14 protein-coding genes and 1 pseudogene are annotated in these 12,585 nt (G+C 56.5%); 7 read left to right on the forward strand and 8 right to left on the reverse strand.

Going from position 1 to position 12,585, the window contains the following annotated elements; all coding sequences use genetic code 11:
• The first annotated feature begins 108 nt into the window (after positions 1–108).
• Complete coding sequence (locus tag AB4N91_RS13890; RefSeq protein WP_077749729.1) at positions 109–1,029, forward strand: MurR/RpiR family transcriptional regulator; 921 nt, start codon at positions 109–111, stop codon at positions 1,027–1,029.
• Between the two features lie 75 nt (positions 1,030–1,104).
• Positions 1,105–1,716: a glutathione S-transferase gene (locus tag AB4N91_RS13895; protein ID WP_010459617.1), complete on the forward strand. Its 612-nt coding sequence runs from the start codon at positions 1,105–1,107 to the stop codon at positions 1,714–1,716.
• Between the two features lie 71 nt (positions 1,717–1,787).
• On the opposite strand, the gene AB4N91_RS13900 is transcribed toward AB4N91_RS13895, so the two are convergent.
• The 3 genes from AB4N91_RS13900 to AB4N91_RS13910 form a co-directional block, all read right to left on the reverse strand.
• The gene (locus tag AB4N91_RS13900; protein WP_411960862.1) at positions 1,788–2,879 is read right to left on the reverse strand and encodes an alkene reductase; all 1,092 of its coding nucleotides are present in this window, start codon (positions 2,877–2,879) and stop codon (positions 1,788–1,790) included.
• Positions 2,880–2,900: 21 nt separating this feature from the next.
• Entirely contained in the window at positions 2,901–3,923 is a 1,023-nt protein-coding gene (locus AB4N91_RS13905; RefSeq protein WP_460112573.1) for an LLM class oxidoreductase, read from the reverse strand.
• Between the two features lie 105 nt (positions 3,924–4,028).
• Positions 4,029–4,940 carry a LysR family transcriptional regulator gene (locus AB4N91_RS13910; RefSeq protein ID WP_460112574.1) on the reverse strand — a complete coding sequence of 304 codons (912 nt, stop codon included), beginning with the start codon at positions 4,938–4,940 and terminating at the stop codon, positions 4,029–4,031.
• Between the two features lie 358 nt (positions 4,941–5,298).
• Between AB4N91_RS13910 and AB4N91_RS13915 the strand changes: the two genes are divergently transcribed.
• On the forward strand, positions 5,299–6,402 hold the full coding sequence (locus AB4N91_RS13915; RefSeq protein ID WP_460112575.1) for a DNA alkylation repair protein: 1,104 nt from the start codon (positions 5,299–5,301) through the stop codon (positions 6,400–6,402).
• A gap of 254 nt (positions 6,403–6,656) precedes the next feature.
• On the opposite strand, the gene AB4N91_RS13920 is transcribed toward AB4N91_RS13915, so the two are convergent.
• The 3 genes from AB4N91_RS13920 to AB4N91_RS13930 form a co-directional block, all read right to left on the reverse strand.
• Positions 6,657–6,833 (reverse strand): hypothetical protein, encoded by a 177-nt coding sequence (locus AB4N91_RS13920; RefSeq protein ID WP_154504397.1) that lies wholly within the window; start codon positions 6,831–6,833, stop codon positions 6,657–6,659.
• A 482-nt stretch (positions 6,834–7,315) separates the two neighbouring features.
• Entirely contained in the window at positions 7,316–7,633 is a 318-nt protein-coding gene (locus AB4N91_RS13925) for a DUF7677 family protein (protein ID WP_009048737.1), read from the reverse strand.
• A 181-nt stretch (positions 7,634–7,814) separates the two neighbouring features.
• Positions 7,815–8,237 (reverse strand): hypothetical protein, encoded by a 423-nt coding sequence (locus AB4N91_RS13930; protein ID WP_083377318.1) that lies wholly within the window; start codon positions 8,235–8,237, stop codon positions 7,815–7,817.
• Between the two features lie 291 nt (positions 8,238–8,528).
• Here AB4N91_RS13930 and AB4N91_RS13935 point away from each other — a divergent pair, with 291 nt between their 5' ends.
• The 4 genes from AB4N91_RS13935 (at position 8,529) to AB4N91_RS13950 (ending at position 10,828) form a co-directional block, all read left to right on the forward strand.
• On the forward strand, positions 8,529–9,074 hold the full coding sequence (locus AB4N91_RS13935; RefSeq protein ID WP_282411097.1) for a PAAR domain-containing protein: 546 nt from the start codon (positions 8,529–8,531) through the stop codon (positions 9,072–9,074).
• A 10-nt stretch (positions 9,075–9,084) separates the two neighbouring features.
• Complete coding sequence (locus AB4N91_RS13940) at positions 9,085–9,867, forward strand: hypothetical protein (RefSeq protein ID WP_460112577.1); 783 nt, start codon at positions 9,085–9,087, stop codon at positions 9,865–9,867.
• Positions 9,852–10,208: a DUF7079 family protein gene (locus AB4N91_RS13945; RefSeq protein WP_460112579.1), complete on the forward strand. Its 357-nt coding sequence runs from the start codon at positions 9,852–9,854 to the stop codon at positions 10,206–10,208. Before AB4N91_RS13940 ends, AB4N91_RS13945 begins: the two co-directional genes overlap by 16 nt.
• Before the next feature lie 263 nt (positions 10,209–10,471).
• The gene (locus AB4N91_RS13950) at positions 10,472–10,828 is read left to right on the forward strand and encodes a DUF7079 family protein (RefSeq protein WP_314642357.1); all 357 of its coding nucleotides are present in this window, start codon (positions 10,472–10,474) and stop codon (positions 10,826–10,828) included.
• A 216-nt stretch (positions 10,829–11,044) separates the two neighbouring features.
• Here the strand turns inward: AB4N91_RS13950 and AB4N91_RS13955 are convergent, their stop codons facing one another.
• A complete protein-coding gene (locus AB4N91_RS13955; RefSeq protein ID WP_010459606.1) occupies positions 11,045–11,407 on the reverse strand; it encodes a DUF6124 family protein in 363 nt (120 codons plus the stop codon).
• 654 nt (positions 11,408–12,061) lie between these two features.
• Positions 12,062–12,199 (reverse strand): annotated as a pseudogene (locus AB4N91_RS13960) (DUF6124 family protein); the annotation flags it as partial.
• Between the last annotated feature and the right edge of the window lie 386 nt (positions 12,200–12,585).

Genomic DNA, 12,585 nt, shown 5'->3' on the forward strand with positions numbered 1-12,585 from the left:
AAGCTCAAGATTTTATTTCGGCCTACCCTGTAGACTGCGCACAGCCAACCTATTGTCAGGGGCCGACACACCAGTCAGCCCTATAAGAACAAGCCAGAAGGATTCCCTATGTCCCGCACCGATCAGCCGGCTACGACCGAGAGCACGCCCGACAGCGATCTCGCCAGCCCCCCGATCAATGCCGAGCGTCTGTTGCAGCTGATCACCAACGAATACGAAAGCCTGCCGCGCCAGCTCAAACGCATCGCCAGCTACATGAGCCAGCAAAGCGACCGGATCATGGTCGACCGCATCAGCGACATCGCCCGCGAGTGCGAGGTGCACCCGTCGGCCATCGTGCGGTTCTCGCAGCGTTTCGGGTTTAGCGGTTTCAGCGAAATGCAGGCCCTGTTCCGCGAGGCGTACACGCACAAGACCACGCCGGTGCAGAACTACCAGCAGCGCATTCGCAGCATGATCGCCAACAAATCGCAGAAAGCCAGCGGCGGCGACCTCGCACGCGAGTGCATCGACGCGACCCTGTCCGGCATCGAACGGCTGGGGCTGGAACTCGATGACCAGGCCTTCGACAAAGCCGTGGACCTGGTGGTCAACGCCGACAACATCTACGTGGTCGGCGTGCGCCGCTCGTTCGCCGTCGCGGATTACCTGGTCTACAACCTGCAACACACCAACAAGCGCATCCACTTGGTCTCCGGCCTTGGCGGCAGCTACCGCGAGCAGATGCGCAGCGTGCGCGCCAATGACCTGGTCATCGCCATCAGCTTCACGCCCTACGGCAAGGAAACCCAGCACTGCCTGCGCATCGCCCAGCACAACCAGGCGAAAACCCTGATCATCACCGACAGCAACCTCTCGCCCCTGGCCAAACGCGCCAACACCGTGCTGCTGGTCAACGAAGGCAGCTCGTTCGCCTTCCGCTCGTTGAGCGCGACGTTGTGCCTGTGCCAGGCGCTGTTCATCGCCGTGGCCTATCGCCTGGAATTGAAGGTTGACGAGATTCACGAACAGGTCGGTTTCGAAGATTAACCAAGGCCGTTTGCAGGTCGCCGAACCTCAGCTAAGGTAGTCCATCCCGACATGGACACCTGAAGGAGCGGCTCAATGAAACTGATCGGCATGCTGGATTCGCCCTACGTGCGGCGCGTGGCTATTTCCGCCAGACACCTGGGTATCGACCTGGAGCACGAATCGGTTTCGGTGTTCCGCCATTTCGAGCACTTCCAGCAGATTAACCCCGTGGTCAAGGCGCCGACCCTGGTGCTGGACGACGGCGAAGTATTGATCGACTCGACCCTGATCATCGACTACCTCGAAGCCCTCGCCGGCCCTGGCAAAAGCCTGATGCCCGACGACCTCAAGCAACGACTGCGCGCATGGCGCCTGATCGGGCTCGGGTTGGCGGCGTGCGAAAAGTCCGTTCAGCTTTACTACGAACGCAACCTGCGCCCCGCCGAAATTCAATACCAGCCTTGGGTTGAGCGCGTCGAAGGGCAACTCGCCGCAGCCTATTCAGCGCTTGAACGCGAACTGGAAAAACAGCCTCTGGCAAACGGTGCCTTGATCGAACAAGACGGCATCACCCTCGCCGTCGCCTGGAGCTTCACCAACCTGGTGACACCGGACCAAGTCGACGCCTCACGCTTCCCGCGCATCGCCGAATTCACCGCGCAGGCGGAAAAGCTTGAGGCCTTCATCAGTACCCCGATAACCTGACCGGCCCCCTAGAACGGACCCGACCATGACCGCCGCCGAACAGCCTGCCCCGGCGCTGCACGACGGGTCCGCTAGGCACTTTCTGCGACTGGCGACGAGTACGCGGGATAATCGATGTAGCCATGCGCGCCCCCGCCGTAGTAAGCCTCCCTTCCCGCTTCGGCCAGTGGCCAGCCATGGCGCAAGCGATTGACCAGATCGGGGTTGGCTATAAACGGCCGGCCAAACACCACCAGGTCGCTTAATCCTTCTTCGATGGCCTGCTGCGCGGTTTCAAGGGTGAACCCGCCCGACACCATCAAGGTGCCGTCGTAAGCGGCGCGGAAGTCTTTTTGAAAGTCCGCCGTGCCGAGATGGCTCGCATGCAAGTAGGCAATCTGGCGTTGCGACAGTGCTCCGGCCAGAGCGAGCCAAGTGGCCTCTTCGCCATCGAACGGGTGCAGATCCGCCAAGTGGGCGAAAGGCGACACGCGCACACCCACCTTCGCACTGCCGATCTGCGCACTCACCGCATCGACCGTCTCAAGCAGCAATCGCAGGCGATTCGCAATCGGTGCACCACCGTAGCGGTCTTCACGTGTGTTGAAGCCGCCGTTGATGAATTGTTCAAACAGATAGCCGTTGCCGGCGTGAATTTCGACACCGTCAAAACCTGCCGACAGGGCGTTGGCCGAGGCCAGGCGAAAGTCTGCAATGACCTGCCGAATCCCCTCGGCATCCAACGCCACGGGCGCACTCACCGCAACTTGCGCAGGCTTGCCGTCGCTGTCGTAGGCATGCACCAACGTTTGACTGGCGGGCATGGCCACAGGCGCGACAGGCGAGCGTCCGTCCAACAGCGAAGAGTGCGAGACGCGCCCCACATGCCAGAGCTGGAGGAACATGCGTCCCCCGGCTTGATGAACCGCATCAGTCACGCGCTTCCAGCCTTCAATTTGCGCTGCGCTGTGGATCCCCGGGGTATACAGGTAGCCACGTCCCTGCGGAGAAACCTGCGCGCTTTCACTGATGATCAGGCCGGCTCCGGCGCGCTGGGCGTAGTAGGTCGCCATGTCTTCAGACGGCACGGTGCCCTCGACGCGAGCGCGGGTCATCGGCGCCATGACGATGCGATTGGGCAGCACCTGATCCGCGAGGTCATAAGAGTCGAAAAGTGATGACATGAGTGATTCCTCCGCGTGATCTCAGGCGTGTGACGGGAAGTAAGGCAAAACGTACTCGCCGAGTTCGTCGAGGATTTCGCCATAGGGTTGACGGCTGACCTTGGGGTTGAGCGCGATGTGCGAAACACCGGCAGATTGCGCGTGCTCCAGGTAATTGCGCAGGCCGTTGCGCCCTGCCCGGAAGCCACCCTGGATGCGCTGGAATGGCTGATCCGGGTTGTCGCTGAGGTCGAAATAGCCACCCAGGCCCAACGGCTTAAAGGCGTTGCGGTTCTCTGCCTCCTGCACGGCGGCGTGCCAGCTTTCACCCAACGATGGCAACCGCTCGGGGCTTTGGACGCCGGCAAGATAGCCATCAAGGTGCTGAGCCAACCATTCAACGCTCTGTTGCGCCTGGCCGACAGCAATTGACGGGACGCGGCCATACGGCGCTTTCGGCACCAGGTCCAGGTTTCCGTGTGAGCCACCGAATCGCTCGGAGCGGAAACGCGGAAAGCTCTGCTCGATCAGGGTTCGAAACACCGAAAAAGCATCACGGTAACGATCGCCACGGGATTCATAATCGATGCCCAGCATCGGGTAATCACTGTATCGATCACCCGAGGACAGCCCCAACACCAGTCGACCTTCACTGAGTTGATCGAGGGACGTCGCTTGCTTGGCCAGATACATCGGATCACGGGTCGGCAACACAATACCCGTGGTGCCCAGGACAATGCTGCGGGTGGCGGCGGCCAGGTAACCGATGTAGACCAGCGGCTCAAAGATCTGCGCCACATCACCATAATCCGGGTCGTAGAAAGGTATGTCGCGCATCCATAAGGCACCAAAGCCAAGCGCTTCGGCGCGTTGCGCCATCTCCACGTGATCACGCATGGTCGGCGCCGGTCTGCCCGGGTGGGTTTCGAGGGGCAAAATCAGGCCAATCGTGAGCGCCTGCGGTTTAAACAAGCGTTGAAACCCGGGATGGCGCTCAAGCGAAGGATGGGCGGTCGGTAAAGTCGCAGGTTGAGCTGGCGGCGAGAAGTGGGTGGCGGTAGTCATGATGGCAGTCCCGTGAGTGACGATGACTGACATATTTATTGATTCCCCAGGCTGGATAAACAGCAGTTCGCGCCCCTTACACGGTCCGCTGAGTCCCCAATATCGCTATCTTTCCCACGGCACGCCTGTTTCCCAACGCTCGATCAACAGGTCAATAAACCTGCGAACGCGGGGGGACAGGTGACGCTTGCTGGTGTAGACGACTCTGATGGGATCAGGCGGTGCGCGATAGGGTTTCAACACTTCCACTAACGTGCCATCGCGCAGGTCGTTACCGGTAATGTAGGTCGGCAGATGAATCAGGCCGATGCCTGCCAGCGCCGCTTCTCGCGTGGCTTCTGAACTGTCGATGTTCAGTCGCCCCGGCTGTTCGTAGAGATGAAGGCCGGCAGGTGTCTGGTAACGCCAGACGGTCGGCCGCTCGCCACTGAATAAAGCGATGGTGTCATGCCCGACAAGGTCAGCGGGCGTTTGCGGCACGCCGCGTTGGGCCAGATAAGCAGGCGATGCACACGTCGCGAATTGCTGCCAAGCCACGGTACGGGTAAATAATTGGGAGTCATCTTTGGGCGTGCCAATTCGTATGGCGATGTCGATGCCCTCCTCGATCAGATCAACAAAGCGATCGGTAAACCAGACATCCGCCCGCAGTTCAGGCCACTGCTTCAGATAAGCATCCAGAATCGGCAGAATGTGGCGCTGACCAAAGGACAGCGGTGCCGTGAGCTTAAAAGTCCCGGTGGGCCGCCCACGACGCAAGGCCATGGTCGCTTCCACTTCATCCAGATCTTCGAGAATCTGACGCCAGCGCTCATAGGCGACCTGCCCCTCGTCAGTCAGACTCAGTTTGCGCGTCGTGCGATTGAGAAGCCGTGCGCCCATCCGGCTTTCCAGGCGAACTATACTTTTCCCCACCGCCGACCGGGTCAGGCCAAGAGAAGCCGCCGCAGCGGTAAAGCTTCCAGCCTTTACGGCGCAGACAAATGCAGCGATGTCACCCAATCGGTTGGCTTCCATGGTCAGCTCTACTCCAGGACTTGCATAGAGTGTATGTGGAGCATGAGGCCCATAAAATTTCCTGTTCATTTATCAATAGGACCGGATCATGATCCTCAAGCGCGCAGGCTCGCAACCCTCGATAAAAGGCCCGGAAGCGTACTTCACAGGCACCGTCCGTATGGGCCCACTCAACTCCCCTCCCGAACCGGCCCGAGCGTCCATCGTCAGCGTCAGCGTCAGCGAACGTCGATCCCCCAGGGGAATGATTTGACCCGTGAGCCCGCCACTATCACGGAATTCGCCGCGCAGACAGAAAAGCTTGAGGCTTTCATCAGTACCCCGATAACCTGACCGGCCCCCTCGAACGGACCCGACCATGACCGCCGCCGAACAACCTGCCCCGGCCCTGAAGGAAATCTTCAACGCCGAACGCCTCAAACACATCGCAACCGAAATGACGGCGGTCTACCCGGCGTTCAACGCCAAAGCCTTCCTGAAAATGGCCAACGACGGCCTCGCCGACCTGTCGATCATGCAACGCATGGCCCGCGTCAGCGAATGCCTGCACGCCGTGCTGCCGCTGGACTACGACGAATCCCTCGAAGTCCTGCGCGCCCTCGCCCCCCGCCTCAACAGCGGCTTCGTCAGCATCTCGCTGCCGCACTACGTGGCGATGTATGGCGCGCATGATTTCGAGCAATCGATGGACGCGCTCAAATACTTCACCGCATTTGGCTCGGCAGAATTTGCCATCCGGTATTTTCTGCGCAGCGATCTGCAACGGTCATTGGCGCTGATGCAGGCATGGTCTCGGGATGAGAACGAGCATGTGCGGCGCCTGGCCAGCGAAGGCAGTCGACCGCGTTTGCCGTGGTCGTTTCGGTTGGAGCAGATTCAGAGCGATCCGACATTGGCGGCGGCGATTCTCGACAACCTCAAGGCAGATGACAGCCTTTACGTGCGCAAGTCGGTGGCCAATCACCTGAATGACATCACCAAGGACCATCCGGAGTGGGTGCTGGACTTGATTGAGGGGTGGTCGCTGGAGAACAAACATACGGCGTGGATTGCCAAGCATGCATTGCGCAGTTTGATTAAGCAGGGGAATCAGCGGGCGTTGGCGATTATTGGGGCCAGTGGGAAGGCTGAGGTTGAGATTGTTGGGGTGAAGGTGGAGCCGGCGGTGATTCGGTTGGGGGAGAAGATTACGTTGTCGTTTGCGGTGAAATCCACGGTGGCGGAGAGTCAGCGGTTGGTGATTGATTATGCGATTGATTATGTGAAGGCCAATGGCAGCACTTCGGCGAAGGTGTTCAAGCTGAAGGCGTTGACGTTGGCTGGCAAGGCGACTGAACGGGTCAGCCGTGGGCAGCAGATCAAGGAGCTCACCACTCGCAAACACTACGTGGGCAAGCACGCAGTGCACATCCTGGTGAATGGCGAACGCCTCGCCAGCACCTCCTTCGAAATCCTAGCCTAACTTTTTTGTAGCAGCTGCCGAGCAGCGCGAGGCTGCGTTCGGCTGCGAAGCAGTCGTGAAATCAGGCAACGGGTTCTTTCAGGCAAACCGCGTTTACTGGCTTGCGAAGACCACGTCCTCAAACGCAGCCTCGCCCTGCTCGTCAGCCGCTACACATGCAGGCTCTGATTGCATGTTAAGTAAATCCACCCCGCTATCTCCAGACCCATCTTGCCAGCACATCAAAAATGGCAGCATCGCCGGATGGTCGCGCCTTATTTTGTCTTTTTCGTGGGCGTACATCTGGTGTGAACAGCGAGCTGCCCCTGCCCGACTTCTTCCTTGAGCTGTTCAGCTGCGTACTGACATGCCTCCAGATTCTCGTACTCAGCATGATCAATCGATGCAACGGGCGACGCGCCGCTAAGAACGACCCAGAGAATGTACTTCATGATGCCTCCGATGCTATTAGAAGTGAGGGAGTCTACCTGTGGATTGATGGCCATGGCATGGGGGCATTAACTAGGCAAAGGTGGTGCCGGGAGTTGAGAAGCTAAAACGGGAATTGGTGTATTTTTCGGTCCTTTTTGGAAAATACATCCTCCCTTTTTTCCGCTGTCGTGGTCAGCAGATCAAGGAGCTCACCACGTGCAAGCACTATGTGGGCAAATATGCAGTGCACATTCTGGTGAATGCCTTGCCGGCACCTCATACGAAATCCTCGCCTGAGACACGCCGTTCTTCTGTAGGAGCGAGTCTTGCTCGTGATGGCGTCAGGCCTGAACTGCCGCGTTATCGCAAAAAATTGCTCTTTGTGTCGTTCGTTTGGGGGCGATTACAGCTTGGCGACGGGCAGCATTCGGCCAAAAGCAGCCATTCGGCTGGATCTTTCGACCCTTTCCGGTCCCCCGTGTCTGCGAGCTAAAGCCATTTCTTAGCGTCCGAGTGAGGGCGGCCCATAGAGCTCGGTTTCCCAGTCTTCAAGAGGCGGCGTTACTTTGAAAGATGGGTCGCAGTATGACCTTAAGTAGTCAGTCGCTCTCCTTTGGGCGTAGGTGAAATTGAGCACGTTGCCTTCGCTGTCCATCTCTATTACGTTCGCGAATATCGCGAAGACCATCTCAATTGCACTCGGCTCAGATCCATAAATGTCGAGGTACTCTACGTTTTCAAGCATGTAGTGGCTTCCACTTGCCATGAAGTACGCAAATGTTCGGAGTGCTCCACTGAAATCATTACTTAGCTTCTTCATGTACATTTTCTTTTAGTAAATATTCTGGATTTAACTGCTTCATAATCAAGCATCTGCTTTTTTGCCGTTTTATTGTGGTCGAGACAGGCCCGAACCGATCCAAAGCGGCCCTTCGCGAAAATCAGCTAATAGCCATTTCATCGAGATGTGCAGCAAATGCCCAGTAGTAGACAGAGTGCGCTCAGGTGGATTCGTCATTGTTTTTGGAGGTTCTGGCATCAGGACGGTGCAGCCCCGCTGTGTCCCGCCAGTACAATGTTTCTTCGAGCTGGAAGCTTATCAGGAAGAGGGATGAGCACGTCTGAGCGATGGATTGCGCTATTTTGTCCAGATCGTCCATAGCAGACTGCCCCTCCGGCTCGGGGCCTTTGATTCTGATGGTACAACGCATAGCAACACGGAAGTCGATGCCCTTCGTATCCTCGGAGTAAATTGTTGAGTCCGTGATTACGCCATCGGTACTCAACGTTAGTCCCGAGATAAAGGTAGCTTCCAAACTGTCGCCAACTACGTTGATTTCGCAGGCATCAGCATCGTTTAAGGCTTTCCTCAATGTCGGGGCTGTGAGTGCATTATCCGCTTCCAGGTACAGATCAAGACTCATTTGAAACCCTTCTTCCTGCGTGAACATTTGCTCAAAAGTTTTTGAGTACGATTGTCGCGGCAGTGTATTGGTCAGCGGTTCGAATGTCTGCTCCTGGCCGATTACTGCCCTTGACCTTTGCAATCAAATGCAGCTTTTTCTTCATCCACAACGAATTCTCGCTTCATGCGCTGACCAGTGCATGCGAGCGCTGATCGCCTGATCATTGCATACGCCCATCACCACGGATTTCTATTCGAGGATCTGTTCTGATAGGTTACGACGCTCTCACGGATTTGACAGGAGGTCATAGTGGCTAAGCCAGCGGCGCGTAAGAGTGATCCATACAGTTGCCCCTTGCCGGGGCACGGTACTAATCCCATTGCGACAGGCTCTCCCGACGTGTTTTTCGATGGCCTTTCCGCAGCACGTCAAGGCGACACCTGCACGTGCGGCAGTGCGCTTTCATCAGGGCTGTCTTCGACTGTGTTCATCAACGGCAAGAATGCCGCAACCATCGACAGTGGTGGCACCCATGGCGGCGTTGTAGTTGGCGGGTCGGGGACGGTGATAATCGGCAGTACCCATACACCCTGCGAGTTTGTTCCTCCCTCGCTGTTGGCGGGTTACGCGAGCTGGATTGGCTTCAGAATCCCCGCTGAAGAAAGCTATGAGGGCTTATCGTGCACCGCGCACTTTGAAGATGGCTCATCGCTTCCCGGTGTATTCGATAAGGACAACGCTGTTAAATTTTCGAATCCATCGGGCAAGACGTGCGTGATGCTCAAGTTTGAAGAGCAAGCATCCGCAGAGGCCCCCTCTCTTACCGAGAGCCTATTGAACACAATTCTAGGATAAGGACCATCCTATGACAGAGCCGTACATTGTCACTGGCAGCTATGTTGTTCAGCGTGAGCACGCCTTGCAAGACTCTCCTCTCGACAGGGCGTTAGAGCTGATGGAAGGCACTGCCCTGAGGTTTTCGCTGGATGCCATCTCTGATGAAAAAGTCAGGGCAAGCTACACCAGGAACATCAATCGCATGTCTCAGCAAACTCGGGATGACGTGAAAGCTGGGAAGATTACCGCGCAAGAAGGTGTGAAGTTCAGTCATGAAATGCGAAACAAAATCATGATGGAACATCGCAAATTCACCTCTGCGCAGGGTTTGGCTATCGTCCAAAGGAAGAAAAAGGACGGAAAGGGGCTCATAACGCTCTTGAATATGTACGCTGAAAGCCTATTCCAAAAGGGTTACGACAGCCTTTCAGAAGTAGAAAAGAATAAGGTCCACTACACCATTCTGGAATCCTCCGGTCGTGATAATGCCAAATTCACGACCGGCACCAAGAAAATGCTGATCATGGGCAAGCTCGGCGTTCTGGTGACGGCCGCTCTGGCGACCTATCAAATACTGGATGCTGAAAACAAACCTAAAGAAGCGGCGCGCCAAGGCATCATTGTGGGTGCGGGTGCGTTGGGCGGCATCTTCGCGGGGATGGGCGTCAGCACGTTTTGCGGCCCTGCCATGCCCATTTGCGCGATTGCGATTGTCTTGGCTGGAACAGTTGCCGGCGGTTTCGCGGGCGAAGCGGTTGCGAGTTCACTGGATGAAGAACTGGAGGAGTTTTCGCATTGGGACATCTTCTGACTGAACCACAACTGACAAAGATCAGAGCCGCACTCTCCGAGCCATTCAACGATTTTCCGGTCGAGTATGACTTTGTAGCGCAGAAGGTCAGAGGCGTTGACCCTGACATTCTGTACGAAATCCTCTATTCAGAAGTCGCACCGGTGTGTTTCACCAATCTAGTGGCCGCTGTACCACCGGTATGGACGGGCTTCGATCCCGACATACTCAGGGAATCGATAGAGACAAGGCTGGTAGCAAGAGAGCGTAATTGGTTTCGCCGGCAGTTCGATAAAGTGCTGGTTCGCTGGCTGAAATATAACTACGCCTACATCTGGAAAGAGATCTCCAGCAGGCTTTGAACCGGAATGCACTAGGGTCAAGAGACTTGCTGAACGTTATAAAAAACCCGCTGACCATTTGTGGCTGCTTTCCATTCAGAAAGTCAGGCAGCTTTTGGCCGGTGCGTTAGGCGGCGCACTGCTGGATGGGGCATCAGTGCATTGTGGCGCCCTGGAGCCCCGATCTGCGCAATTGGGGAGGTCTTGATGGGATCGGTCGTCGGTGGCGTCGCGGGCGGAGTGGTCGCGGAATCGCTGGATGAGGAACTGGAGGAATTTTCGCGTTGGGACATTTTCTGACCGAACCACAACTGACAGACGTCAGAGCCGCACTGTCCGAACCATTCAACTATTTTCCGACCGATTACGACTACATCGCGCGCCAGGTCAAAGGCGTCGAACCTGACGTACTCTACGAAATCTTTTACTCAGAAGTGGCGCCCGTTTGCTTCTCCAACCTTGCAGCAGTCTTGCCCTCTGTCTGGACAGGCTTTGACCCCGACTGGCTCAGAGCGACGATCGAGGAAAGGCTCGCGGCGCGGAAGCGTAATTGGCTACGCAGGCAGTTTGATAAGTTGCTGGTCCGATGGCTGCGATACGAATACGACTACATGTGGAAGGAAATTGCTTGCAGGCTCTGAACCCGAACGCTCAATGGACTGTTTACTCGCTGAACATCCTGAAAAACCGGTGACCATTCCTGGCTACTTTCTGCTCCCGTTTTAGCCAGCTTTTGGGCTACGACCGCCAGCAATTATCCAATTTTCGGCCAAAAAACTGAGACCTCATGGATACCGTTGCCGACTTGCCCTCCCTCTGTGACGACGGACTAACCCACCGTCACAGAGGGTTCGCCCTTACTCCTTCACTTCAACCTTATCCAGCGCCTGATTCACCGCCAATTCCCCCAACATCACCACCTGCGTAATCCCCAGCAGCGTCTTGCGGTGCGAGTTATCCAGCAACGCCGCAAAATTGCTGAGCATGGTAGTGGCCGAGCCCAGTGATTCGCTGGCGTTGGCCAGCAGGGATTCGGTGTCGTATGCCGGGTTGGCGAGGAACATGGGTTCGGGTTCGTGGGTGCTGGCCATGATGTTGGCACCTGGATTGAGGTAGTGGTCGAGGGCGCGTTCGGCGGCTTCGTGGAGTTTTTTGGAATCGAGGGATTCGTAGGGGGATGCCGGATTGGTGTCTGGTGGGTTGGGTGTTGGTTTGATCATGGTGAAACCTCTAGCGCGAATATTTCAAGGAACCATCACTCTCTCGCTACCAAACGGAGGGTGGCGGCCATACGCGGGTTGGTAGACCGGTCGCACTAGAACCCGGCGCCCACAAGTGGGCCCCACGCATGACCACCATGAACGCAAAGTCTTGTGAAACCGACTGCGTAAAGGTGAAGCCATGAGTCTAGAACGATCCGGGCTACCAAACCCGATCACTGTTTTTCAGTGACCCCGCCACGATAGAACCCGTGTCCTAGACGCACAAGCCGGCGGATTCTGGCGTACGCGTAGGTAATGACGCAAGGCGTTGTAGGCCTTGGGACGTAACACTGAGTGTCTTTAAACGTGAGCTTTGAAACCTGTTTAAGTGCATCAACAGTCGAGCAAAACATCCGAGCCTGGATCTGGGGCGTCAGGTCTGACGCCATCGCGAGCAGGCTCACTCCTACAGGGGATTGTGTCGGCCTGAACGTTCGGGGCGAGTTTGCCTCTACTTGATGGGATGACTGGACCGGGCCGGCCTCGGATCATGGATTGATTTTCAAATGCCGATTTCACCGGAAATTTGAGGTGGCACGGATACGGTTGCCGACGGACTCTCCCCCTTTGACGAACGAACCGACCGCCACAAAGGGGTTTGGACTTACTCCTTTACCCCAACATTACCAACCGGGTAATTCCCAACAACGTTTTGCGGTGCGAGTTATCCAGCAACGCCGCAAAATGGCTGAACATGGTCCTAGCCGAGCCCACTGATTCGCTGGCGTTGGACAGCATGGATTTAGTGTCGTTAACGACTCGTCTAAACCCAAGGGGCTGCTTTGGGTCGATCTCCGCCCTCCACGACCGGCAGTCTTTTTCAAAAAGTTTTCTGAATGTAATCGGTTGTCCTCCAGCTGAGTGACTCAAACGCAATACAAGTTCACAACAGCCTTTGCTGACCGCACACGTGCAACCCACACAAGAAAACGCAGCAGCTATCGCCCTCGATATTTAGCTGAATGGGGTCGGCTTTTATTGTGCGGCCGCACCTCCACCACTGCATATGAGCTGCTTTTAGGGGCCCGCGACACTTTAAACCTTCCAGTTCGCACGGCTGATCGACGGCAATAACATTCATGGGATGCGAGGGTTTCGCATACGTGACCGGGTAAGGATTGCCGAATTTCACATAG

Source organism: Pseudomonas sp. H3_D04 (assembly GCF_054669175.1).

Excerpts from the sequence above, each read along its gene's own strand:
- AB4N91_RS13890 (WP_077749729.1), top strand. The coding sequence starts at position 109 with ATGTCCCGCACCGATCAGCCGGCTACGACCGAGAGCACGCCCGACAGC.
- AB4N91_RS13895 (WP_010459617.1), top strand. The coding sequence starts at position 1,105 with ATGAAACTGATCGGCATGCTGGATTCGCCCTACGTGCGGCGCGTGGCT.
- AB4N91_RS13900 (WP_411960862.1), bottom strand. The coding sequence starts at position 2,879 with ATGTCATCACTTTTCGACTCTTATGACCTCGCGGATCAGGTGCTGCCC.
- AB4N91_RS13905 (WP_460112573.1), bottom strand. The coding sequence starts at position 3,923 with ATGACTACCGCCACCCACTTCTCGCCGCCAGCTCAACCTGCGACTTTA.
- AB4N91_RS13910 (WP_460112574.1), bottom strand. The coding sequence starts at position 4,940 with ATGGAAGCCAACCGATTGGGTGACATCGCTGCATTTGTCTGCGCCGTA.
- AB4N91_RS13915 (WP_460112575.1), top strand. The coding sequence starts at position 5,299 with ATGACCGCCGCCGAACAACCTGCCCCGGCCCTGAAGGAAATCTTCAAC.
- AB4N91_RS13920 (WP_154504397.1), bottom strand. The coding sequence starts at position 6,833 with ATGAAGTACATTCTCTGGGTCGTTCTTAGCGGCGCGTCGCCCGTTGCA.
- AB4N91_RS13925 (WP_009048737.1), bottom strand. The coding sequence starts at position 7,633 with ATGAAGAAGCTAAGTAATGATTTCAGTGGAGCACTCCGAACATTTGCG.
- AB4N91_RS13930 (WP_083377318.1), bottom strand. The coding sequence starts at position 8,237 with ATGAGTCTTGATCTGTACCTGGAAGCGGATAATGCACTCACAGCCCCG.
- AB4N91_RS13940 (WP_460112577.1), top strand. The coding sequence starts at position 9,085 with ATGACAGAGCCGTACATTGTCACTGGCAGCTATGTTGTTCAGCGTGAG.
- AB4N91_RS13955 (WP_010459606.1), bottom strand. The coding sequence starts at position 11,407 with ATGATCAAACCAACACCCAACCCACCAGACACCAATCCGGCATCCCCC.